The organism is Nocardia sp. CNS-044 (genome assembly GCF_059570515.1).
Map to the genome: position 1 here is coordinate 1,450,038 of NZ_JCANSX010000005.1, position 23,305 is coordinate 1,473,342.

A 23,305-nucleotide genomic window follows, 5' to 3' on the forward strand; every position below is an offset into this window, starting at 1 on the left:
CCCCTTAAAACGAGGCGTCAAATAGCGGGCGCCCTAAAAGGAGGATGATCCTCATGCTGATTTCCCAGCGTCCGACCCTGACCGAAGAGGTCGTGGCCGAGAACCGCTCGAAGTTCACCATCGAACCCCTCGAGCCGGGCTTCGGCTACACCCTCGGCAACTCGCTGCGGCGTACCCTGCTGTCCTCGATCCCGGGGGCCGCGGTCACGAGCATCCGCATCGACGGCGTTCTGCACGAGTTCACCACCGTCCCCGGCGTGAAGGAAGATGTCACCGACATCATCCTGAACCTCAAGGGTCTGGTCGTGTCCTCGGAGGAGGACGAGCCGGTGACGATGTACGTGCGCAAGCAGGGTCCCGGCACCGTCACCGCCGGTGACATCGTGCCGCCCGCCGGCGTCGTCGTGCACAACCCGGACATGCACATCGCCACCCTGAACGACAAGGGCAAGCTCGAGATCGAGCTCGTCGTCGAGCGCGGTCGCGGTTACGTCCCCGCTGTGCAGAACAAGGCGTCCGGTGCGGAAATCGGCCGGATCCCGGTGGATTCGATCTACTCCCCGGTGCTCAAGGTGACCTACAAAGTCGAGGCCACCCGTGTCGAGCAGCGCACCGACTTCGACCGGCTCATCCTGGACGTGGAGACCAAGAACTCCATCAGCGCGCGGGACGCGCTCGCCTCGGCGGGCAAGACCCTGGTCGAGCTGTTCGGCCTGGCTCGCGAGCTGAACGTCGAAGCCGAAGGCATCGAGATCGGCCCCTCGCCGGCCGAGGCGGATCACATCGCCTCGTTCGGTCTGCCGATCGAGGACCTGGACCTCACCGTCCGGTCCTACAACTGCCTCAAGCGCGAGGGTGTGCACACGGTGGGCGAGCTGGTCGCCCGCACCGAGTCGGATCTGCTGGACATCCGCAACTTCGGCCAGAAGTCCATCGACGAGGTGAAGGTCAAGCTGCACGCGCTCGGCCTCTCGCTGAAGGACAGCCCGGCGTCGTTCGACCCGTCCTCCGTGGTGGGTTACGACGCGAGCACCGGCACGTGGAGCGACAGCGGCACGTTCAGTGACACCGATGGCGGCGAGCAGGACTACGCCGAGACCGAACAGCTCTAGGCCGCTGGGGTAGGCGCCCCGGCCCGGCCGCATACAAGGAGAATCAACAATGCCTAAGCCCAAGAAGGGTGCCCGCTTCGGCGGGTCGGCGTCGCACCAGAAGGCGATCTTCGCCAATCTGGCCACGGCGCTCTTCGAGCACGGCCGGATCACCACCACCGAGGCCAAGGCCAAGGCCGTGCGCCCCTACGCGGAGAAGCTCATCACCAAGGCGAAGGGCGGCACCCTCGCCGACCGTCGCGAGGTGCTGAAGGTGATCCGCAACAAGGACGTCGTGCACTCGCTCTTCGCGGAGATCGGGCCGTCGTTCGATGGACGCGAGGGTGGCTACACCCGCATCACCAAGACGCTGCCGCGTAAGGGTGACAACGCGCCGATGGCGATCATCGAGCTGGTCCGGGAGAAGACCGTGACCAACGAGGCCGATCGCGCCCGTCGCGTGGCCGCTTCGCAGAAGGCGGAAGAGGCCGCTCCGGCGGCCGCCGAGGAGAAGACGGACGAGGCTGTCGCCGAGACCGCAGAGGAATCGGCTCCCCAGACTGCCGGGGATGAGCCCGCCGACGAGTCCGCCGAGGACAAGAAGGACGCCTGACGCCTGACGTCGGGTTGTTCCCCGCGCATGCGGGGATGTGCCGGACGCTTGACCTGGGTCGGGATTTCTCGAATGAGCCCGCCGCCCTTGTGGGTGGCGGGCTCATTCGCGTCGATGAGGAGTCGTTGTGACAGTGGAGGATTCGATGGGAACGGTGAGCTCGCAGCCGGAGCCCGCAGCGGCCGCCGAGGCCCCGGCCGCCGTACGGGTGCGCCTCGACATCTCCTACGACGGAACCGATTTCATCGGCTGGGCCCGCCAGCCGGGCCTGCGCACCGTGCAGGGTGTGCTGGAGGAGTCGCTGAGCAAGGTGTTCCGTGAGCCGATCCAGCTGACCGTCGCGGGTCGCACGGACGCGGGCGTGCACGCCGAAGGACAGGTCGCGCACTTCGACACCACCGCCGAGTTCGACGGCGACAAGCTCGTGCACAGGATGGCGCGCTTCCTCCCGAAAGACGTGCGCATCAAGGCCGCCCGGCTCGCGCCGCCGCAATTCGACGCGCGCTTCTCGGCGATCCGCCGCCACTACGTGTACCGGCTCACCACCGCGCCCTACGGCGCCGAGCCGCTGACCGCCCGTAGCATCGTGCCGTGCCGCCCCGGTGTGGATCTGGCCGCCATGCGCGCGGCATCCGGAAACCTGTTGGGGCTGCACGATTTCGCCGCGTTCTGCCGCCGCAGGGAGGGCGCGACCACGGTCCGCGAATTGCAGCGCTTCGACTGGGAGCGCGAGGGGGACCTGCTCACCGCGTACGTCAGCGCGGACGCGTTCTGCTGGTCGATGGTGCGCAGCCTGGTCGGCGCGGTGCTCGCCGTCGGCGAGGGCAGGCGTACGCCGGAGTGGATCGCCGGACTACTGAACGAGACCGAGCGTTCCAGCGCGGTGACCGTCGCGCCCGCCCACGGCCTGAGCCTGGTCGCTGTCGACTACCCGGCCGACGCGGACTTGGCCGCGCGCAATGCCGAGACCAGGGAAATGCGCACCGTGCCGAACCGAGGCTGCTGCGGCGGAGAGGGATAGGGGACCGGTACCGCGGCAGGCTTCAGCGAACCGCGGTACCGGAATGGCTCAGCTGCCGCCCGCCTCGATGGTCTTCGGCTGCGAGTGGCCGGAGATCTCGATGCGGCGCGGCTTGGCCCGTTCTGCGATCGGGATGGTCACCGAGAGGACGCCGTTGTTGTAGGTCGCGCTGATCTTGTCGGCATCGACGTTGTCGCCGAGGGAGAGCTGGCGCATGTAGGTGCCCGCGAAGCGCTCGGAGGCAATCCACTGGACGCCTTCCTCGCTCGGCACGCTGCGCTGCGCGCGCAGGGTGAGGGTGCCGTTGTCCACGCTCACGTCGACCGAGCCGGGATCCACACCGGGCAGATCGGCGTTGAGGACGTAGTGGTCGCCCGCTCTGAACAGATCCATCGGCATGAAGCGCGGTGCGCGCGTCGACCCGACGTTCTCGCCGAGCAACTGGCGAGCAACTGTGTCGATGTCATGGAATGGATCGAACCGCAGCACAGCAATCACCTCCATCTCATTGACGTCGGCGCCACCACGGCGGCGGGCGCCGGAAGCTGTGCACCATCAAAGTTAGCACTCCCGGGGCGGGAGTGCTAATACTTTCGGCGGTGGTTTTCGATGCCGTGTCGCACGACCGAACCGTCGCGCCGGAACAGCTGGACGGCCGGGGTAGAAGCCGGCGTCCGAGGCAGCCGGGCGCTCTCGAAGCAGCTGACCGCTGTGTCTTCGAGTGTCGACGGCCGTGCGGAATAGGAACGGGGACAACAACTGTTCCTTCCCCACATGACAATTGATGGTCTCGGACGTTTCGGTGTGTGGCGCGGCTACCAGGGGGTGACTCCGGACGAGGCGAGCGAGCTGGAGCAGCTCGGCTACGGCACGGTGTGGCTCGGCGGTTCGCCGCCCGCGGACCTGCCCGTGGTGGAATCGCTGCTCGCCGCGACGGAGTCGCTCACGGTGGCCACCAGCATCGTGAACATCTGGTCGGCTCCGGCGAAGACGGTCGCGGAGTCGTTCCACCGCATCGAGGAGAGCTTCCCCGGCCGCTTCCTGCTCGGTGTCGGCGCCGGGCACCCGGAGTTCAACGACCCGTATCTCAAGCCTTACGAGGCGTTGGTCGCGTACCTCGACGAGCTGGACGCGGCCGGAGTGCCGAAGCAGCGGCTGGCACTCGCCGCCTTGGGTCCGCGCGTGCTGGAACTCGCACGCGACAGGACCGCGGGCGCCCTCCCGTATCTGGTTACTCCCGAGCATTCGCGCCGCGCCCGGGCGATTCTCGGCGAGGGCACCCTGTTGGCCGTCGAGCAGAAACTCGTCGTCGAGGAAGACCCGGAGCGGGCGCGCGAAGTCGGTCGCACGATCGTGCCGATGTACCTCGGGCTGGGCAACTACGTCGCGAACCTGCGCAGGCTCGGCTTCGATGACGCCGATGTCGCCACCCCGGGCAGCGATCGGCTGGTCGATCAGCTGGCGGTGCACGGCTCCGCGGAGCGGGTGGCCGAGCAGCTCGTCGCCCATGTCGACGCGGGCGCCGACCACGTCGCTCTCCAAGCGCTCGGCGACGACTACCTCGCGTCGCTGCGCGCGCTCGCCCCCTTGCTGCGCGCCTGACCTGCGCGAGCGTGCGGCGGGCGACCGTCCTAAGAGACAGTTAGAAAACCCGCCGCACGCTTCCGAACGCCTTGTGACTGCCGACACACTCTCTTCCAGCTGACGCGAAGACGCGTTGAAGGAGGAGATTCGGGTGACTACGACACAGCCCACGAGCGAGCGCCGCGTTGTCGCGAACGTGCTGCGCGGATCGATCGGCAACCTGGTCGAGTGGTACGACTGGTACGTCTACGCGGCGTTCAGTGTGTACTTCGCGAAAACGTTCTTCCCCGAAGGGGATTCGACCGCACAGCTGCTGTCCACGGCGGCGGTTTTCGCGGTCGGGTTCCTGATGCGCCCGCTCGGCGGCTGGGCGCTCGGCCGCTACGCGGACCGGTTCGGCAGGCGCGCCGCGCTGACCCTGTCGGTGACGGTGATGGCGGCCGGTTCGCTGCTCATCGCGGTCACGCCGGGCTACCAGACCATCGGCATCGCCGCGCCGGTGCTGCTGCTGCTCGCGCGACTGCTGCAGGGCCTCTCGGTCGGCGGTGAGTACGCCACCAGCGCGACCTACCTGTCCGAGGTCGCGTCGGCCGGTCGGCGCGGGTTCTACTCGAGCTTCCAGTACGTGACCCTGGTCGCCGGTCAGCTCACCGCTCTCGGCGTGCAGATCGTGCTGCTGCAGGTGCTCACCTCCGCCCAGATGCATTCCTGGGGTTGGCGAATCCCGTTCGCGATCGGCGCGTGCGGTGCGCTCGTCGTGATGGTGCTGCGGCGCGGGATGGACGAGTCCGCGTCGTTCGAGGCGGAGGCCTCGGGTTCGAAGGAGGCGAGCGGGTCCTCGCGCGGTTCGCTGAAGGTGCTGCTGCAGTACCCGCGGGAGTGCCTGCTCGTTGTCGGCCTGACCCTCGGCGGCACGGTGGCGTTCTACACCTACACCACCTACATGCAGAAGTTCATGATCAACACCTCCGGCATCTCCAAGGGCACGGTGGCCTGGATCAACTTCGTCGCGCTGCTGGTGTTCGTGGTGCTGCAGCCGCTGGCGGGCGGGTTGTCCGACAGGATCGGCCGACGGAAGCTGCTGCTGTTCTTCGGCATTTGCGGCACGCTGTGCACCGTTCCGATCATGACCGTGCTCGCCGACACCTCGAACCCGGTCGCGGCCTGGGGCCTGATGATGTTGGCTCTGATCATCATCACCGGCTACACCTCGATCAACGCCATCGTGAAGGCCGAGCTGTTCCCGACCAAGATCCGCGCGCTCGGCGTCGGCCTGCCCTACGCGCTGACCGTCGCGATCTTCGGCGGCACCGCGGAGATGATCGCCCTCGCGCTGAAGAAGGCGGGTGCGGAGTCGGTGTACTTCTACTACGTGGCGGGCTGTATCGCGATCTCGCTGGTCACCTACTGGTTCATGCGGGAGACCTCGGCCGAGTCCACGATCGACGCCGACGAGAAGGCACGCGTCGCCGCGGCGAGCGCCGATACCGATGACGACCGTCCGATGGCCACCGTGCGTGGCTGAGCGACTCGTCTCCGCGCCGATCCTGCCCATGTGGCAGGATCGGCGCGTGCGGCTTGCGGTGGTCGAAGATGACGACGGCGTGGGCGACGCGCTCGTCGAGGCGCTCAATGCCCGCGGTTACTCCGCCGACCGCAAGCGGCGCGGTAGCGAGTTACTGCTCGATCACCGCCGCTACGACGCTGTCATCCTCGATCTCGGACTGCCCGACGGCGACGGTCTGCAGGTGCTGCGGCAACTGCGCGAGGTGAGCACGGTGCCCGTGCTGATACTGACCGCCCGCAGCGACGAACGCTCCATCGTGCGCGGATTGCGCGGCGGCGCCGACGACTACCTGGTGAAGCCGCCGCGGATCGCGGAGCTGCTGGCGCGGCTGGAGACGGTGCTGCGCCGGGCCGCCGCGGTGGCGCAGTCCGAGCGCACCGAGGTGGTCACCGGTGACGTGCGAGTCGATCTCGCGGCCCGGGTCGTCGAGGTCGGCGGTGCGCCGGTCGCGTTGACGCAGAAGGAATTCGAGCTGGTCGAGGCGCTGGTGGAACGACCGGGCGCGGCGGTGAGCCGCCAGCAGCTGATGGACCGGATCTGGGGCGACGCGTTCGTCGCGGTGTCGCGTTCGCTGGACGTGCACATGACCGGTCTGCGCGCCAAGCTGAACCGGCCGGGGCTGATCACCACGATCCGCGGCTACGGATACCGGTGGGGACAGTGAGCGTGGAGGACGGAAGGCCATGCGGCGCAGACTGCTTGCCGCGCTGACGGTGTTCGCGGCGATCGCGGTCCTGGCGTTCGCGGTGCCGCTGTCGTTGACCTATGCCACCAGCCGGACCCAGGAGTTGGTGCTCGGCCGTTCCGGTGACGCGGATCGGTTCGCCACCCTCGCCGACGCCGTCGGGGTGGAAGGAAACGACGCCGCGCTCGCCGAGGAGGTCGCGCGATACCACGAGTTGTACGACGAGAACGTGCTCGTGGTCGACGCGCGCGGTGCGACCGCGGTCAACGCGGGCGTGGACATCATCGATCCGGCCGTGGTCGCGGCGGTCGCCGACGCGCGGCGCAATCAGCGACCGCATCCGATCGACCGGCTGATGCCGTGGAGCGATCCGATGATGCTCGTCGCGCGGCCGGTCGGGACCGGCGTGCAGGTCAACGGGGCCGTCGTCATCGAGGCGTCCACCGCGCAGGCGCGCCGCGACATCACCCGCGCCTGGCTGGTCATCGGTTTGGGCGGCGCCGCGGCCATGGTGCTGTTCACGATGCTCGCGCTGACGCTGAGCCGCTGGGTGCTGCGGCCGCTCGCGGCCCTGTCCCGCGCCGTCGCCGAATTGACCGCGACGCTGCCGAAGGCGCGACCCGCGCCGCAGACTTCCGACGACGCGCCGCCGCCATCCATCGCCAGGCACTACGGCGGACCGCCCGAAATGCGCGCCGTCGCGGAGTCTTTCGACGCCATGGCGCTCGCGGTCGCCGACTCCACGGAGGCGCAACGGCAACTGGTGGCCGACACCGCGCACGCGATGCGCAATCCGTTGGCCGCGCTCACCATTCGGCTGGACTCGCTCGAGTACGCCGTACCGGAGAGCGCGGCCGACACCTTCCGCGGCGCGAGCGCGGAGGTGGACCGGCTCACCACGCTGCTCGACGGACTCCTCACGCTGGCCGTCGCGGAGACGCCGGACGGCTTCGCCACCGCGGCGGGCGCCGAGGAACACCGTTGCGACGCCGGGCAAGTCGTGGCCGATCGGATCGACGCCTGGCATTCCGCGTTCGACGCGGCGGGGCAGTCGCTGCGCGCCGAGCAGCCGGGGTCGCCTGCCGAGGCCGCCGTCTCGGCGGATGTGCTGGCACAGATTCTCGATGTGCCGCTGAGCAATTCGAATCGGTACGCGGGTAGCGGCGCGAGCACTGTCGTGTCCGTGGGAATCGAGCCGGACTGGATCACGGTGACGGTCCGCGACGACGGCCGCGGCGTGCCCGCCGACGAGATCCACAAGCTCACCACGCGCTTCTTCCGTGGTTCCGCTGCGCAGCCAGGGGGTTCCGGCCTCGGTCTGCCGATCGCGGCGGCGCTCGCCCAGGCGCGTGGCGGTGCGCTGTCGGTCTCCGAGGTGTCGCCGCACGGACTCGCGGTCGCGGTTCGTCTGCCCGCGGTGGTGGCGTCGTGACGGGGCGGCTCGACCGGCGCAAGTTCCTGGCGCTCGCGGCGCTCGGCGTCGCGGGTGTCGCGGGCTGCGGGAGCGGCGACGATCCGGTGGTCCGGTTGGCCTCCGGTGAGGTGGGCGGCTTCTATCATGCGTTCGCGCGTCTGCTGGCCGCCGCGGCCGCGCAGATCGGGACGGTGCGGATCGAGCCGGTCGCCACCTCGGGCTCCCAGGACAACCTCACCATGCTGGCCAGGGGAGACGCGCAAGCCGGTCTGGCGCTGGCGGATTCGAGCAGGGACGCGCCGGGCGGCGTGCTCGCGCTCGGCCGGGTCTACGAGAACTACTTGCAGTTGGCCGTGCGGGTCGACAGCACCGTCCGCCGGGTCGTCGAATTGCGCGGCAAGCGCGTGAATCTCGGCGCCGAGGGTTCCGGCGCGGCGCTGACGGGAGAGCGGATACTGCTCGCGGCCGGGCTGGATCCGGCGACCGACGTCATCGTGGAGCATCGCCCGCTGCGCGACGCCGCGGCGGCCCTGCGTTCCGGCGCCGTCGACGCGCTGCTGTGGGCGGGCGGCGTCCCGACCGCGGCGCTGGAGGTTCCACTGCGGATGCGTTTGGTGGATCTCGGTGATCTGGCAGTCCCGCTGCGTCAGCGCTACGGGCACATCTACGACCGCGTCGAGATCCCGCGCGACGCCTATCCGGGTGGCTCCGCGATCACCACGATCGGTGTGGCGAACCTGTTGCTCGCCGCGCCCACGTTGCCGGACGAGGCCGCCGCCGCGATCGTCGATCTGCTGGCCGGACATCCGGACGCGCTGGTCCCGGCCGAGGCCGCGGGCACTCAGTTCCTGGACGCGCGTTCATTGATCGGCACCGGCCCTATTCCGCTGCACCCTGGCGCGGCCGCGGCCTATCGGCGGCGCCACGGGTGAAGCTCGATCAGGAGCGCACCAGCCGCGCGATCGCGTCGGTGGCTTCTTTGATCTTGGCGTCGGCTTCGGGGCCGCCCGCCACCGCGGCGTCCACCACGCAGTGGCTGATGTGGTCTTCCAACAGCCCCATCGCCACCGCCTGCAGCGCCTTCGTCATCGCGGAGACCTGGGTGAGGATGTCGATGCAGTACTTCTCCTCTTCGACCATCCGCTGCAACCCGCGCGCCTGACCCTCGATGCGGCGCAGGCGCTTGAGGTAGTCGTCCTTGGCGGTGATGTAGCCGTGTGCCGAGTGGTCGTGGCCCGGCTGGTCCTTGGTGGTGCTCGCGTCCGGGGTGGTCACCGCTGTCTCCTTGCTGCCTGCCGGAAGGTCGGATGCAATACCCCCCTAGGGTACATCCGTACCGGCGTGTTGTCAGGTCCGCGCGCGGCTGGGCGCGGGTTCCTCGCGCCGCGCCGCTCGCTGATCGGCACCGTACCTGGCCAGCGCGATTCCGCCTATTACGAGCAGCGCGCCGAGCGCCTGGATCGGCGCGACCGCCTCGTCGATCAGCAGCCAGGACAGCGCGACGGCGAACAGCACCTCGCTCAGCAGGATCAGCGACATCAGCGTCGCGCCGATGCGCGCCGCGCCCGCCACGCCGCAGAGGTAGGCCACCACGGTGCTGATCAGGATGAGCAGGGCGAGGGCCAGCCAGGCGGGCAGGTGGCGCTCGGCCATGCTCGCGGTGGCGCCGCCGAAGTGGATCGGCAGCACGGTCAGCGCGCCGAGCGCCCAGCTGGTCAGCGCGGCCACGGTCAATCCGGTGCCGAGTAGGACGACCGGACGCAGGTTGTCCGACGTGCGTGCGGAGAGCAGGAAGAACGCCGCGTTGCACAGCATGGACAGCGCCGCCCAGCCCAAGCCGGGCAGGCTCAGCCCGCCCGCGCCGAAGACGTCGATCACCAGCGCGGCGCCGACGAGCGCGACGGCCGCGCCGAGCAGGGTGGCGTCCGACGGCCGTCGTCCGCGCACCGCCCAGTCCCAGCCGATGACCACGATCGGCGCCAGGAACTGGATCATCAGTGAGACCCCGACCTGTAGGTACTCCAGCGACAGGAAGAACGTCGCCTGCACGCCCGCCAGCGCGATCACGCCGTACGCGCCGACGGTGCGCAGATGGCGCACGCTGCCGCGCAGTCCGTCGGGTTCGGCGCGGCGGCGATCACGAGCATGATCGCCGCCGCGCCGGTCAGCCGCACGGCGAGCACCGCGCCGGGCGACCAGTCCGCGGCGAGCACGGATTTCGCGAGCGGTCCGGAGCTGGCGAACGCCAGGCCGCTCGCCACGGTCAACCACACGCCCCAGCGCGACACGAACACCTCCAGCTGGACCGATGAATCGTCCTATCATTGCCCATGCGGCCGAGTGGCCTCCGTCACGCAGGCGGTACCGGTTGCGCGGGAAGCGTGGACGGACGGAAGAATCGGGCCCATGAGTTCGCTTCCCCGGCCCGCCCTCGCCGTCATCGGCGGCAGCGGTTTCTACGACTTCTTCGACAACGACGCCACCCAGGTCGAGATCGACACCCCGTACGGCAAGCCGAGCGCGCCGATCGCGGTGGGCGAGGTCGAGGGACGGCCGGTGGCGTTCGTGCCCCGGCACGGCAAGCAGCACGAATACGCGCCGCACACGCTGCCCTACCAGGCCAACATGTGGGCGCTGCGCTCGCTGGGCGTGCGGCGGATCCTGGCGCCGTGCGCGGTGGGCAGCCTGCGCGCCGACTGGGGTCCCGGCACCGTCGCGGTGCCGGACCAGCTGGTGGACCGGACCTCCGGTCGCGCGCAGACCTTCTTCGACGGCGGTGGCGTGCACGTCTCGTTCGCCGACCCGTACTGCGAGGAACTGCGCGGCGCCGTGGTGAAGTCCGAGGTCGAGGCGCTGCCGCTGAAGGCGGGCGGCACCATGGTCGTGGTGCAGGGACCGCGTTTCTCCACCCGCGCCGAGAGCCGCTGGTTCGCCGGGCAGGGCTGGGATCTGGTGAACATGACCGGTCATCCGGAGGCCGTGCTCGCCCGCGAGCTGGAGATGTGCTACGCGGCAGTCGCTTTGGTGACCGACCTGGACGCGGGCCTGGAGGAGGGCGACGGCGTGCACGCCATCGACGTCTTCGCCGAGTTCAAGCGCAACCTCGCCCCCTTCAAAGACCTCATCCGCGCCTCGGTGGCGGCGGTCGACGGAACCGACACCTGCGATCGGTGCCGTGTCCATACCGGCGTGGCGTTGCCTTTCGAACTACCGTAAACCGTATGCGACGGTGCGACGTTCGTGCCGCCATCGGTCCGGTGTCGGCCGTGGGCGGCGGGGTGTGGCTGCGATGAAGGTACTGCTCACCGGGGCCGCCGGATTCCTCGGATCGCACGTGCGCGGCGCGCTCACGGCCGCCGGGCACGAGGTGATCGCGCTCGACCTGATGCTCGCCGACGTGCACGGGCCCGACGCCGAGCCGCCCGAGGGCGTCGCCGAGGTGGACGTCCGCGACGCCGACGCGCTCGCGCCGCTGTTGAGCGGCGTCGAGGTCGTCTGTCACCTCGCGGCCGTCACCGCGCCGAGCACGGAATCGGAATCCGGCATCGCCGCGTTCGCCGCGCACAACGACCATGGCACCGCCGTCCTGCTCGCGGCCATGAGTCAGGCCGGAGTTCGTCGCCTGGTGCTCGCCTCGTCCATCACCGTGTACGGCGAGGGTCGCTATCGCAGCGTGCGCGGCGGACCGTTCTTCCCCGGCCATCGCTCGCGCGCCGATCTCGACCGCGGCATGTTCGACCACCGCGCGCCGCGCACCGGCGAGGTGCTGACCTGGGAGCCGGTCGGTGAGGAGGCGCCGCTGCGGCCGCGCGGCTTCTACGCCGCGAGCAAGGCGGCACAGGAGCAGTACGCGCTGGCCTGGGCGCTGAGCACCGGGGCGTCGGTGACCGCGCTGCGCTATCACAACATCTACGGCGACGGCGCCCGATCGGGTATGGCCCCTCGGTTCCGCGAGGAACTGCTCGCGGGCCAAGCGCCACGGGTGTTCGAGGACGGCGGCCAAGTGCGGGATTTCGTACACGTCCGCGACGCCGCCGCCGCGACCCGCGCCGCGGTGGAGCGTCAGCTGCCCGGCTTCGTTCCGCTCAATATCGCCTCCGGTCATCCGATCACGCTGTGGGAGGTGGCCTCCATCATGGCCAAGGCGCGCGGGGGGCCGTCGCCGATCGTGACCGGCCAGTACCGGATCGGCGACGTGCGCCATTTCGTCGCCGACCCCGAATGTGCCCGGCGCGCACTGGATTTCACCGCACGCATCGTTCCGACCGACGGGCTGGCCGAATTCGCCAGGGGTGCAGCGGAGGTCGCGACCGCGGGCTGAATCTGCTGCCCGGCGACGCACCAGCGAGGTCGCTCCGACGCTCGCCGCGCTCTAATCCGGCCCGACTTCGGAGGGTCGGGGGCCGAGATCTCAGCCCGCAGGTTGTTGCGTGCGAGGCGTGCTGGCCCACTCGCTAGGGAGTGCGGCCGAGGTCGCTACGGCGGTCGACGGTCGCGGGCTGATGCTTGCCCGGCGTGGGGAACAGGTCAGGCGGACTCGGTCCGGAACGCGTCGGCATGCGCTTGCGCCCATTGACGGAAGGTGCGCGGTTCGCGACCGGTCACCTCGCGCACGGTCGGGTGGACCTCCGATTCGTCGAGGGTGCCGTCGATGAAGAAGCTCGTGAAAGCCTCGGCGTAGGCGCGGGGCATGGTCGCCGCGAGTTCGGCGCGGGTCTCGTCGTCGGTGAGTTCGCGACACACGAGCGGCCGGTCGAGGACCTCGGCGAGTATTTCGACCTGCTCTGCGGGCAGCAGTGCCGCAGGACCGGTGAGATCGAGAATCCGGCCGTCGAGATCGCCGCCGGTCAGCGCGCGCGCCGCCACCGCGGCGATATCGGCGGGGTCGACGGCCGCGACCCGCACCCCCGAGAACTGGGCGCGCACCATGTCACCCGCGGCCAGCTGCGGCAGCCAGCGCAGCGCGTTGGACATGAACGAGCGCGGCCGCAGGAAGGTCCACGCCAGACCGGATTCGCGCACGGTCTGTTCGGAGAGCGCCATGTACCTGGAGACAGCGTTGCCGAGATCCGCCAGCGCCGCCGACCCACCCGAGAGCAGCACCACGCGCGCCAGCCCGGCCTTGCCCGCCAGCACGAGCAACTCGTCGAGGTGCTCGTAGCCTGGCATCAGGTACATGCCCTGCGCGCCGTCCAGCGCCTCGGCCAGGGTCTCGGGCCGGTTCAGATCGCCGGTGACCGCCTCGACGCCGTCCGGCAGCGACGCGCGCGCCGGATCGCGCACCACTGCGCGCACCCGCTGCCCGTCTTCGGCGAGCGCGCGCACGAGTTCCGCGCCGATGTTCCCGGTCGCCCCGGTCACCACGTACATACCGTCTCCTTCGCCTCGCCGCTCGAAACATCGTGCCCACAAACAGCTTTCGGTGCTGGCCCATTCAATGTACGTGGCATCGGAGCGGCGCACCCGGACCACGGCGTACCACCGCTGCGGCCATGCGCGAGCTGCCGACGGCCCGCGTCCATTACGCTCGCCCGGTGGACACCCCGGTACGGCTCGAGGTCATCGTGGCAAGTGTGCGCCCGGAGCGGTTCGCTCCGGTGGTCGCCGACTGGTTCCTGCGCGTCGTCCGGGCCAGACCCGAATTCGACACGGGCGTCATCGATCTCATCGATACACCGCTGCCGACGGATCTCACCGAGACCCCGGAGGCCCAGGCCTATCGGGACCGGCTGGCGGCCGCGGACGCGTTCGTCGCGATCACCTCCGAGTACAACCACGGCTACCCGGCGTCGCTCAAGACCGCGTTCGACACCGCCAAGCGCGAGTGGCGCGGCAAGCCTATCGGTTTCGTCTCCTACGGCGGACTCTCCGGCGGCCTGCGCGCAGTGGAACAGCTCCGGCAGGTTGTCGCCGAGATCCACATGGTCTCGATCCGCGAGACCGTCAGCATCCACCAAGCCAAGCGGCAGTTCGACGCCACGGGCACGCCGACCGACGGAGCGGCCATCGACGCGAGCGAACGCCTGCTCCGCCAATTGCACTGGTGGGCGCGGCATTTGCGGGCCGCGCGGGCGGCCGATCCCTACCCCGGCTGACGCCCGGTCGTCACTGGGCGGCGACGGGCCGTCGTCCGCGCGGATGTCCGATGTAGGTGGCCTCGCGCGGGATCGACACCAGGGTCAGATCCACCTGCGCGGTTCCGGTGCGAAGTACCACGTGGTTGCCGATCGCGCCGGGCTGGTGGATGGACAGGTCCGGCCTGGTCGCGGGCCAGCCCATCGGGTCACCGGTCACGTAGATCGTCGTGACACCGGCGTGCGGCGCGGGCGCGAGCACCCCGTCCACCACGGTCGCGGTGAAACCCGCGTCGGACTGGTGGGTTTCGACGGCGATGGTCAGGCGCTCCGGGTTGCCGATGGTCTGCACCAGGTTCTCCCAGGCGTGCGCGCGGTCGGTGCGGATCAGGATGCGCTCGCCGACGGCCAGTGCGCGGAACACCAACTGCTGCGCCAAGTAGAGCTCGCCCGCCAGGTAGACCGTCGAGATGCCGGTGCCGATGATGCGAACGGCCACACCCTGATTGTTCTCGTCCGAACCGATGAGCTGACCGCAGCCGGACGACGGCAGGTGCAGCGCGCCGATCACATCGATCGGGTACTCGGTCATCGGCACGGTGTCGTCGAGACCGGGCACGGCGAGCGGCAGGTGCGCGAGCAGGCTGTCGCGGTGGCGTCCGTTCATCGACACCATGCCCGTGAGCTTGCCGCGCTCGGGCAGTTCGCGCGCGGTCAGGCGCCATGCCGCGCCGATGCTCACCGATTCGGCGGAGCTGCCGGGGCGCAGCCGCACGGTGACGGTGGTGCCGCGCGAGGGCGCGACCCACAGCTGCGCGAGCAGGTCCGAGCCGAGCTGCTTCGGGTCGACCGCGCTGCCGATATTGACGGCGTTGCCGATCTCGGCGTAGCGCCAGCGATGGGTCAGGGTGCGCGGATCGAACCCTGCGGTGATTTGCAGGACGGCCTTGCGGATCTCGGGCGCGGTCAGGATGCGGGCGCTGCAGTCGGCGTCCTCGAGCGCGCGCATGATGCGTTGCGTCGCAATGGTTACCGCGCGCGAGGCGCCCTCGCTGCCGCCGCCGCGCCGCGCCGCGGCGTCCGGGCAGGCGATGGCGTCGAAGCTGATCGCCAGCCACACGGCGCGGTGCGCGGTGGCGGGCAGCGGGCCGAGCAGCGTCTCGTAGATCTTGCCCGCCGGTGTGCCCGCGCGGCTGCGGTGCCCATGGCTGATGATGTCGATGCCGCTGAGCAGGATGTCGTGCTGGTTGAGGCAGGCGGCGAGTTCGGGAAGCGGCAGCAGGTGCGAGGCGTGCACGGTGCTGCTGGAGATGCGAGTCAGTCCGCCCTTGGGTGGCAGCACCTCGACGACCGTCACCACCCGGGTGCCGTCCCAGTACAGACCGAGCGAGCGGTCGTCGGGGCCGCGGAAGTCGACGGTGTCGCCGATCTCGTAGTCGCGCTGGGTGATGTAGCGCCACCAGGTCGCGATCCAGTCCAGCACGGTGCGTTTGGCGATCGGGATCAGCGGAAGCAGACCGACCGCGACGGCGACGCCGAGCGCCGGCCACCCGCCGAGACCGGCCACCAACGAGATCACTCCGGCGATCATGCCGATCACCTGTGCGATCAACAGATTCGGCAGCGAGATGCGACCAAGCAGCGGACGTGGTCCCGCCCCTGTGGCTTCGGCCATCAGCGTCCCCCAAAATACCCGGTATCGACCGTTTCCTACCGGCCGAGCTGAACAAGAGTCCCAGGGAACTGTACTGTGTTCCGCGAACGTGAGCACTGTTCGGGGGAGGAACCATGCCTTCAAAACCCACCACGCGCTGGCAGGTGAGCGGTTACCGCTTCCTGGTACGCCGGATGGAGCACGCGCTCGTGCGCCGGGACGTGCGCATGCTGCACGATCCGATGCGCTCGCAATCCCGCGCCTACGCGGCGGGTTTGGTCCTGGCCATCGTGGTGCTCGCAGGCTGCGGCATCCTCGCGCTGCTCCGCCCGCAGGACAAGATCGGCAACAACGTGCTGCTGATCGGCAAGGAGTCCGGCGGCGTCTACGTGCAGATCGACGGCGTCGTGCATCCCGCGTTGAATCTGGCCTCGGCACGGCTGGCGTCTGGCGAGTCGGGCAAGGCCACCATCGTCAAGGAGTCCGAGCTCGGCAAGAAGCCGCGCGGCCAGCTGATCGGAATCCCCGGCGCGCCAGCCGCTTTGCGCTACGACAAGGACGGCAAGGGCCGGGCATGGACGGTCTGCGACGTGATGAAGGTCGACGGCTCCAAGGATTTCACCACCACTGTGCTCGCTGGTGACCTGGAACTGGGCGATAAGGCCTCGGTGATGCCCGCCGACCGCGCGCTGCTCGTGAAGGTGAAAGAGCAGGCGTATCTGGTCTACAACAAGACGCGCGCCCGCGTGGACATGAACGACCGCAGGGTGACCGACGCGCTCGGCATCACCGGCGCGACGCCGCGGCCAGTCAGCGAGGGGTTGCTCAACGCCATTCCCGAAGTGCCGCAAATCGTTCCGCCGAAGATCAACGATCCCGGCGCGCGCGTGAGCTATCAGGTCGGCGACCGACGGGTCGGCGATGTGGTGCAGGTGTCCTCGGATCCCGACCAGAATTACGTGGTGCTGCACGAAGGTCTGCAGGCGATCTCGGAAGTGACGGCGGAAATCATCCGCGCCACATACCGATCGACCCCGGGTGCGTCCTGGATCGACCCGACCGACAAGACGAGCGCGAACATCGCCACCGCGCTGGCGGTCGACACCTATCCGACGATTGTGCCCACGATCATCGATATCAAGGACCGGCCGATCAGCTGCTTGTCCTGGAAGCCGAACCCGGCCGCGAAGGACGGCGGTATGCAGGCCGATCTTTCGGTGGTCACCGGTGTCGCGTTGCCGATGCCCGACAAGGCCAAGGCGGTGCCGCTGGCTCAGGCCGACGGCTCGGGGCCGAACGCGGACTCGGTGTACGTGCCGCCGGGCACCGGCGCGTTCGTGCAGACGACCGGCATCGAACCCGACAGCAGGCGTAAGGATTCCCTCTTCTACGTCGCCGACACGGGCGTGCGTTTCGGCATCAAGAACGCCGACGCGCAGAAGGCGCTCGGTCTGGACGCCGAGGCCGGTGTGAAACCCGAGCCCGCGCCGTGGCCGATCGTGGGTCTGCTCGCGAACGGGCCCACGCTCGGGCGCGAAGAGGCGATGGTCGCGCACGACGGTGTCGCGCCCGATCCGTCACCGGCTTCGAAGCCCGTTGGTAATACCCAGAAGTAGACGCGAGGTGGGTCAGCGCCGTTCGGCTTCGCGCGGCGCGGTGTCCTCGTGCGGCGCTTCGCGGGGCGCGGTGTCCTCGTGCGGCGCGGTGCCTTCGCGCAGTACGGCGACTTCGCTTCGGAGCGCGCGCACCTCATCGAGCAAAACCGAGATCTCCCGATCGGTGCGCTCGGCGCTGACCTCTACCGCCTTCAACTGATCGATCACCCAGCTCGTCGTGGTGCCGATCGCGAAACTGATCAGCCCGATGCCGAAGGTCATCAGGACCAGGGAGATCAAACGACCCTCGGTGGTCACCGGATAGACGTCGCCGTAGCCGACGGTGGTCACCGAGACCGCCGACCACCACAGCGCGTCACCGAAATCGGTGATCTTGCTGTCGGGCGCGCCGTACTCGGCGTCGAAGAAGGCCAGGCTGCACAGCAGCAGGATCAGCGCCGAGCTGGCGCCGACGAACACCGAGAGCCGGGCCCGCGTGACAGTGGTGCGGTTCAGCGTGTCCAACAGCAGCAGCGCCGCCCGCAACAGCCGCAGCGGCCGGAACGGCGGCAGCACCACGATCAGTAGCTCCAGTGGATGCCGCCGCACGAACCGCCACCGATCGGTAGACAGCCACAGCCGCACCGCGAAGTCCGCGGCGAACAGCGTCCAGATCAGGATGTCGACGCCGGTCAGCCAGGAATCCAGCCGCGGCGAAGCCCCGGTGTCGAGCACGTGCCACGCGTACACGCCGAGGAACGTCACCGCCAACGCCATCATCGGCACGTTGGTCGCGCGCTCCCACGCCTGCCTGCGGGTCACGATCGAGGTCTGGTCGGTCATCGGGGTACTACCTGCTGCTCTGCGGTGTGGGGCGGTGAATCGCCCGTCGATTGCGGCTGAGGCTACAGGTCGACCGAGCTCGGGTGGCACGGCTATAGAGCACACGTCGAGCCGAAGTACGCCCGGACCGCGGCGGCCGCGAACTACACTTGGTCGCCTGATGGTGCTTGCGCCAGGTCGCCGCTAGCCAGGTTGTCGCAGGTCAGGCGGATAAAGGGCGTGAGCGCAGCGTTGCCGCCGCACTGGCGCTGCCCGCGGGACCCGGCCCGGCCCGGCCGGAGCGAAGGGCGCGCCCGAACCGCTCTCGCCAGCCGAAGGGCCGACCAGGATGCGCCGACAGATTCTGTTGATGTGCAGCGCCGAGAACGGATTGACGGTGCGCGCTGCCCTCGCGCTGCGACGGTGCGGATATCTCGTGCACACCGCGGTCGTGGAGACGGAATCCGACATGGATCGCGCCGCGGCCTCCGGCGTCGACATGATCGTCTGCACCTACCTGACCCGACGCATCCCGCGCCGGATCTGCCACGGCGCCGTCCCGGTGGTGATCGTCCATCCTGGCCCCATCGGCGACCGGGGGCCGTCGTCGCTGGACTGGGCCATTACCGATCGCGAGCCCTACTGGGGTGTCACCGTGCTCTCCGCCGTCGAGGATCTGGACGCGGGCCCGGTGTGGGCTTGGCGCACCTTCCCGTTCGACGCGCGCCGCCGCAAGAGCACGCTCTACGGCACCGTCGTCGCCGACGCCGCGATCGAGTGCGTCCTCGCGGCCGTGAGCCGCGCGCTCGACACCGATTTCGTTCCGTTCGATCAGGCGGAGGTGCCGCGAGCGATTCCGCACGCGCGAAGCCGTTCGGCCATGCGTCAGGCCGACCGCGCATTCGACTGGTCCGACGACGCCGAGACGATCGCGCACCGAGTTCGTGCCGCGGACGGCGCACCCGGCGTGCTGTCCGTTCTCGCGGACCGCTCCGTCTACCTCTACGACGCCCAGCCGGGGCGGTGCGGCCCGATAGCCGCCGAGCCGGGCACGTTGGTCGGACGCCGCCACCACGCGATCGAAATCGCCTGCGGCTCGGGCACTATCTGGGTCGGGCACCTGCGCGCCGCGGGCGAGGCCGAGTCGAGGTGCAAGGGGCCCGCACTCGGCGTGCTCACCCGAACCGGAATCCGGGCCGCGACCATACCGGCCACGATGGATCCGGCGTGCCCCGGCGACATCCACTACCGCGCCGACGGCCCTGTCGGTGTCATCACCATCGACCCGTACAACGGCGCGCTCACCACCGGGCAGTGCCACCGCCTGGCCGCCGCGATCGAGTTCGCCGCCACTCAGGACACCAAGGTCCTGGTACTTCGCGGCGGCGCGGGACCGTTCTTCTCGACCGGGATACACCTCGGCGCCATCGAATTCGCCGCCGACCCCGCCGCGGAGGGCTGGGCGAACATCCGCGCGATGAACTCCGTCTGCCGTGCGCTACTGCTGTGCGCGGACCAACTCACCATCGCGGCGATCACCGGCGACGCCGGCGCGGGCGGCGTGATGCTCGCCCTCGCGGCCGACATCGTCGTCGCGCGGGAAAGCGCCACGGTGAACGCGCATTACAAGTCGCTCGGCCTGAGCGGCTCGGAATTCCACACCCTCACCCTCCCTCGGCGCGTCGGGCCCGCCGTCGCCGAGCGACTGCTGAACGACGCACAACCCATCGACACCGCCACCGCGCTGAGCCTGGGTCTGCTGAACGAAATCGGCCCTATCGGACGCGGTTTCGACGACTGGCTCGACGACCTCGCTCGTTCTTACACCGAACCGACGGCGTGGACGCGAATCATGGCGGCGAAACGAACCCGCCTCGCGGACGACGGCGAGTGCGCGCTGATCGATGCCCACGAGCACCAGGAACTGGCCCGTATGCGCACCGACCTCTACGGCGCGGACTTCGACACGCGACGACGGGCCTTCCTCGCCAAGCGAGTTCGTACCGCCCCGACCGCATCGCGCTGACCGCCTCGGGCATTCGCGCGCCCGAGGCGGTCGGCGGTCACATGTCGTCCGAGGTGACGCCGAAGCGGCGGCGGATCGGGAACGACGCGAGGTAGCCCAGGATCAACGCGGTCGCGATGATGCCGGTGCCGATCAGCGCGACGTCGCGCGCGGTGTTGTCCGGTGGCGGCGGCGGTGCGGGCACGGCGAGCTGCTCGCTGCGCGGCGGTGTCGGTCGCTTCGGCGGCAGTTTGTCGGGCACCGCGTTGGTCAGCGCGGCGATCGGGTCGACCGCGCCGTAGCCGAGGTACTGGTTCCAGCCCTCGGCGGGCGCGTGCGCGGTGGCCTGGATGCGCCGAATGACCTCGCGCGCACTCATTTCCGGAAACCGCGCCCGCACCAGCGCGACGACGCCGGAGACCAGCGGCGTGGCGAAGCTGGTACCGCTTATCGGGTTCTGCTGCCCGCGCTGATCGACCGCGCCGATCGCGGTGCCGTCGCCGCGCGGGTTGAGCGAGATCATGTTCTCGCCGGTCGCGGCCACGCTCAGCCACGGGCCGGGCACGGTGAACTTGGACGGCGCGCCGTTCTGGTCGATCGAGCCGACCGAGAGGGCGTAGTCGTCCCAGCGCGCCGGGCTGACGTTGACCGTGACATTGCTCCACGGATCGGACGTCGGGTCGAGCGGGTCGATCACCTTGTTCACCGGTTTGCACTGCTCGGTGTCGTTGTTGCCCGCCGCGGCGACCACCACGACGTTGCTGTCCAGCGCGTACTGCAACGCCGCGCCGATCGCGCCGTCGACGTCGTTGGACGAGCCACACCAGACCTCGGAGATGTTGATGACCGTCGCGCCCATCTCCACCGCGCGCACGATCGCCGACGCCATCGTGGCGAGGGTGCCGTAGCCGTCGGGCAGGTCGTCGGGTCCCTTGTTCCGAGAAGCGCCCTCGCGCTGATACATCTTGCTGGTCTGGCGGATGGCGATGATGCGCGCCTCGGGCGCCACACCGGCGAAGCCTTGGCCCTCGACCTGCGAGGCGGCGATCAGTCCGGCGACGAAAGTGCCGTGCCCGTCGCAGTCTTCGGTGCCGTCACCGCCCGCGGCGACGTAATCGCCGCCCGCCTCCAGGCCGGGCAACCGCGGATGCCGCGCGACTCCGGTGTCGATCACCGCGACGACCTGGCCCTCGCCCTTGGAGAACTGCCAGGCGCGCTCCAGATCGAGCGCGCGCTGCGCCGCGGGGATGGTCGGCCCGTCGCCGCCGGTCACGATGTCGGCACAGTTCGAGTTGGGCGGGCGTTCGGTCTTCTCCGGCGGCGCGGCGGGATCGCCCGCGGGCCGCAGCGCCGGATTCACCGCGGGCGGCCGATCGGCCTGCGCGACACCGTGTCCGGAGCCGACACCGATCGATGCCGAAAGCCCGAGCGTCACCGCGACGGCGGCAACGCGCAAGTGCGCGTTCACAGCCCGCGGACGAGGGAGTAGAGCGAGGCCACCCAGAACACCAGCGGCAGCACCGCGGCGACGAACGCGTACTCCAGCAGCTCCACGCCGCGGCGCATCGGCGGCGTCGCCGACTGGTTCGGGACGATGATGCCGAGGATCAGCGCGGCCACCAGGATCAGCATCGCCGCGCCGAAGACGGCGAGCGGCATGTCCATCGCGAAACCGGCCCCCACCAACATGATCAGCACGATCGAAGCGCCACCGGCGATCAGCACGACCGCCTGCTCGGCGCCCGCGTAGGTGCGACTGCGGAACATCAGCACCGCCGCGCAGACCAACGCGAGCGCGATGCCCTGCCAGTAGGCGTCACCGGACTCCGGATCCGTCGCGGCGAGCGCGCCCGCGACGGTGACCAGCGTGGTCGCCGAGACCAGACCGGCGAGGTACATGCGGGCCCGTTCCGACTTCACCCGCAGCGCCTCCATGGTGGGCAGCGCGCGGTGATCGTCGGGGTCGTCCTCGGTCGGGTCGATCGGCGTGCCCGGCGAAGGCACCGGCGGCAGCGGAAGTTTGGCGAGCAGCATCGAAATCCGCGGCGACAGCGAGAGTCCCGCGAGACCCAGCGCCGCGGCCACCGCGCCGATCGCCTTCAGCGGCTGATCGGTGAGCAGCCCGACCAGAGCGGCGGGCACCGCGTACACCGCGAGCGCGGCCGCGCCGATGAACAGCGCCAGACCGACGCCGGTGACGCGCCACGCCAGAATCGCGGTGGCCCCCAGCAACACCGATCCGAGCAGGATGTGGGCCCAGCCGTAATGATCCGGTACATACAGCATTCCGGCCGTGAGCGCGGCGGGCAGCGCGCAGCCGCCCAGCACGAGCGCGGTCGCGGTGTCGCCGTACATCCGGCTCAGCACCATGCCCGCGACGACGAGCAGAATGGCCACCGCCAGCGCGATCGAACCGCTGACCCACTCCGGTAGCTCCTCCGGCGCGAGCAACAGGCCGAGGCAACCGACGATCATCGTGAGCGCGGCGAGAATCGAGCCGGTGATCCGCGCGGTTTTCGGCGTCCAGCTGCGGTAGTGGTCGGTGTCCGCGATCGCGACGTTGTACATGATGTCGTCGAAAAGCGGTGTCGGCGCGGTGTGCGAGGCGCTCTCCAGCATGAGGAGCTCGCCGTCGCGCACGCCGTGCTCGCCGAGGCTGAGCGAGTTCGAGAACGGCGGGTGACCGATCCTGGCCAGCACCCACTCGGCGGGCTCGAAGCGCTCGCCTTCGTTGTCGAAATCGTTGGTGCGGCTGTGCTGAGCGACCATGTCGACGACGCTCGGGATCACCAGCGCGACCGGCACGTCGACCGGGATCGCCATGTCCACCTGGGTGTGCTTCGCCAGGATCGTCACCCGAGCCAGATCTGGCGCACGGACGATACCGCGCGAGGAGTCTTCGTCGATGTGGTCAAGTCGCGCGTGCGTCAAACTTCCCCCAACCTGGTGTTCTACCTCGATTTTCCGCTGACCCGTCGCGCTGGGGGGCGAGCTTGCGACCCTGGCGTCGGGGCAGCAGAATGCAGGTCGAACTGTACGACATGTCGGCGGTGGCCTCTACACTGAGCCCGAAGTCGCAGCATGTGAAGAGGGGGAATTCTCGTCCGATGAGCGAACGCAGTGAGCGAATCCTGTGCCAGCGCGCCTCGCGCATGCCGAAGCCGAGCGCTAGCGAGGCGC

The 23,305-nt window shown here is 69.6% G+C and carries 22 protein-coding genes; 13 read left to right on the top strand and 9 right to left on the bottom strand.

Translation table 11 applies throughout. The features are described from left to right. The first annotated feature begins 53 nt into the window (after window positions 1-53). The 3 genes from T333_RS07280 (at window position 54) to truA (ending at window position 2,725) form a co-directional block, all read left to right on the top strand. Window positions 54-1,112: a DNA-directed RNA polymerase subunit alpha gene (locus T333_RS07280; protein ID WP_067785162.1), complete on the top strand. Its 1,059-nt coding sequence runs from the start codon at window positions 54-56 to the stop codon at window positions 1,110-1,112. Between the two features lie 49 nt (window positions 1,113-1,161). Continuing rightward, a complete protein-coding gene (gene rplQ / locus T333_RS07285; protein ID WP_355000112.1) occupies window positions 1,162-1,704 on the top strand; it encodes a 50S ribosomal protein L17 in 543 nt (180 codons plus the stop codon). 208 nt (window positions 1,705-1,912) lie between these two features. Beyond that, a complete protein-coding gene (gene truA, locus T333_RS07290) occupies window positions 1,913-2,725 on the top strand; it encodes a tRNA pseudouridine(38-40) synthase TruA (protein ID WP_355000540.1) in 813 nt (270 codons plus the stop codon). A gap of 48 nt (window positions 2,726-2,773) precedes the next feature. Here truA and T333_RS07295 read toward each other — a convergent pair whose 3' ends face one another. Beyond that, window positions 2,774-3,214 carry an Hsp20/alpha crystallin family protein gene (locus T333_RS07295; protein ID WP_355000539.1) on the bottom strand — a complete coding sequence of 147 codons (441 nt, stop codon included), beginning with the start codon at window positions 3,212-3,214 and terminating at the stop codon, window positions 2,774-2,776. A gap of 285 nt (window positions 3,215-3,499) precedes the next feature. Here T333_RS07295 and T333_RS07300 point away from each other — a divergent pair, with 285 nt between their 5' ends. The 5 genes from T333_RS07300 (at window position 3,500) to T333_RS07320 (ending at window position 8,907) form a co-directional block, all read left to right on the top strand. Further along, window positions 3,500-4,327 carry an LLM class F420-dependent oxidoreductase gene (locus tag T333_RS07300; protein WP_355000111.1) on the top strand — a complete coding sequence of 276 codons (828 nt, stop codon included), beginning with the start codon at window positions 3,500-3,502 and terminating at the stop codon, window positions 4,325-4,327. A gap of 133 nt (window positions 4,328-4,460) precedes the next feature. Next, window positions 4,461-5,834: an MFS transporter gene (locus tag T333_RS07305; RefSeq protein ID WP_355000110.1), complete on the top strand. Its 1,374-nt coding sequence runs from the start codon at window positions 4,461-4,463 to the stop codon at window positions 5,832-5,834. A 46-nt stretch (window positions 5,835-5,880) separates the two neighbouring features. Beyond that, the gene (locus T333_RS07310; protein ID WP_355000538.1) at window positions 5,881-6,540 is read left to right on the top strand and encodes a response regulator transcription factor; all 660 of its coding nucleotides are present in this window, start codon (window positions 5,881-5,883) and stop codon (window positions 6,538-6,540) included. Between the two features lie 19 nt (window positions 6,541-6,559). Next, window positions 6,560-7,993, top strand: coding sequence for a sensor histidine kinase (locus T333_RS07315; protein ID WP_357245830.1), 1,434 nt, complete (start codon window positions 6,560-6,562; stop codon window positions 7,991-7,993). After that, a complete protein-coding gene (locus T333_RS07320) occupies window positions 7,990-8,907 on the top strand; it encodes a TAXI family TRAP transporter solute-binding subunit (protein WP_355000108.1) in 918 nt (305 codons plus the stop codon). Before T333_RS07315 ends, T333_RS07320 begins: the two co-directional genes overlap by 4 nt. A 7-nt stretch (window positions 8,908-8,914) precedes the next feature. Here T333_RS07320 and T333_RS07325 read toward each other — a convergent pair whose 3' ends face one another. The 3 genes from T333_RS07325 to T333_RS07335 form a co-directional block, all read right to left on the bottom strand. After that, window positions 8,915-9,250, bottom strand: a complete 336-nt coding sequence (locus T333_RS07325; protein ID WP_067785038.1) for a metal-sensitive transcriptional regulator — start codon at window positions 9,248-9,250, stop codon at window positions 8,915-8,917. 72 nt (window positions 9,251-9,322) lie between these two features. After that, a complete protein-coding gene (locus T333_RS07330; protein ID WP_496423971.1) occupies window positions 9,323-10,075 on the bottom strand; it encodes an EamA family transporter in 753 nt (250 codons plus the stop codon). Next, on the bottom strand, window positions 10,039-10,263 hold the full coding sequence (locus tag T333_RS07335; RefSeq protein ID WP_496423972.1) for a hypothetical protein: 225 nt from the start codon (window positions 10,261-10,263) through the stop codon (window positions 10,039-10,041). Before T333_RS07335 ends, T333_RS07330 begins: the two co-directional genes overlap by 37 nt. A gap of 118 nt (window positions 10,264-10,381) precedes the next feature. On the opposite strand from T333_RS07335, the gene T333_RS07340 reads away from it, so the two are divergent. Both T333_RS07340 and T333_RS07345 read left to right on the top strand, forming a co-directional pair. After that, window positions 10,382-11,191, top strand: coding sequence for an S-methyl-5'-thioadenosine phosphorylase (locus T333_RS07340; protein ID WP_355000106.1), 810 nt, complete (start codon window positions 10,382-10,384; stop codon window positions 11,189-11,191). A gap of 73 nt (window positions 11,192-11,264) precedes the next feature. Further along, on the top strand, window positions 11,265-12,296 hold the full coding sequence (locus T333_RS07345; RefSeq protein ID WP_355000105.1) for an NAD-dependent epimerase/dehydratase family protein: 1,032 nt from the start codon (window positions 11,265-11,267) through the stop codon (window positions 12,294-12,296). Between the two features lie 206 nt (window positions 12,297-12,502). On the opposite strand, the gene T333_RS07350 is transcribed toward T333_RS07345, so the two are convergent. Further along, on the bottom strand, window positions 12,503-13,345 hold the full coding sequence (locus T333_RS07350; RefSeq protein ID WP_496423973.1) for an NAD(P)H-binding protein: 843 nt from the start codon (window positions 13,343-13,345) through the stop codon (window positions 12,503-12,505). Window positions 13,346-13,467: 122 nt separating this feature from the next. On the opposite strand from T333_RS07350, the gene T333_RS07355 reads away from it, so the two are divergent. Next, window positions 13,468-14,070, top strand: coding sequence for an NADPH-dependent FMN reductase (locus T333_RS07355; protein WP_355000103.1), 603 nt, complete (start codon window positions 13,468-13,470; stop codon window positions 14,068-14,070). Window positions 14,071-14,080: 10 nt separating this feature from the next. On the opposite strand, the gene eccE is transcribed toward T333_RS07355, so the two are convergent. Then, window positions 14,081-15,724 carry a type VII secretion protein EccE gene (gene eccE / locus T333_RS07360; protein ID WP_496423974.1) on the bottom strand — a complete coding sequence of 548 codons (1,644 nt, stop codon included), beginning with the start codon at window positions 15,722-15,724 and terminating at the stop codon, window positions 14,081-14,083. Between the two features lie 113 nt (window positions 15,725-15,837). Between eccE and eccB the strand changes: the two genes are divergently transcribed. Continuing rightward, window positions 15,838-17,319: a type VII secretion protein EccB gene (gene eccB, locus T333_RS07365; RefSeq protein WP_496423975.1), complete on the top strand. Its 1,482-nt coding sequence runs from the start codon at window positions 15,838-15,840 to the stop codon at window positions 17,317-17,319. Window positions 17,320-17,331: 12 nt separating this feature from the next. Here the strand turns inward: eccB and T333_RS07370 are convergent, their stop codons facing one another. Then, window positions 17,332-18,141: a potassium channel family protein gene (locus T333_RS07370; protein ID WP_496423976.1), complete on the bottom strand. Its 810-nt coding sequence runs from the start codon at window positions 18,139-18,141 to the stop codon at window positions 17,332-17,334. A gap of 349 nt (window positions 18,142-18,490) precedes the next feature. On the opposite strand from T333_RS07370, the gene T333_RS07375 reads away from it, so the two are divergent. Continuing rightward, window positions 18,491-20,146, top strand: a complete 1,656-nt coding sequence (locus tag T333_RS07375) for an enoyl-CoA hydratase-related protein (protein WP_496423977.1) — start codon at window positions 18,491-18,493, stop codon at window positions 20,144-20,146. Between the two features lie 37 nt (window positions 20,147-20,183). Here the strand turns inward: T333_RS07375 and mycP are convergent, their stop codons facing one another. Both mycP and eccD read right to left on the bottom strand, forming a co-directional pair. After that, window positions 20,184-21,593 (bottom strand): type VII secretion-associated serine protease mycosin, encoded by a 1,410-nt coding sequence (gene mycP / locus T333_RS07380; RefSeq protein ID WP_496423978.1) that lies wholly within the window; start codon window positions 21,591-21,593, stop codon window positions 20,184-20,186. Beyond that, window positions 21,590-22,981, bottom strand: coding sequence for a type VII secretion integral membrane protein EccD (eccD, locus tag T333_RS07385; protein WP_496423979.1), 1,392 nt, complete (start codon window positions 22,979-22,981; stop codon window positions 21,590-21,592). The genes mycP and eccD overlap by 4 nt, the downstream gene beginning before the upstream one ends. Window positions 22,982-23,305: the final 324 nt, after the last annotated feature.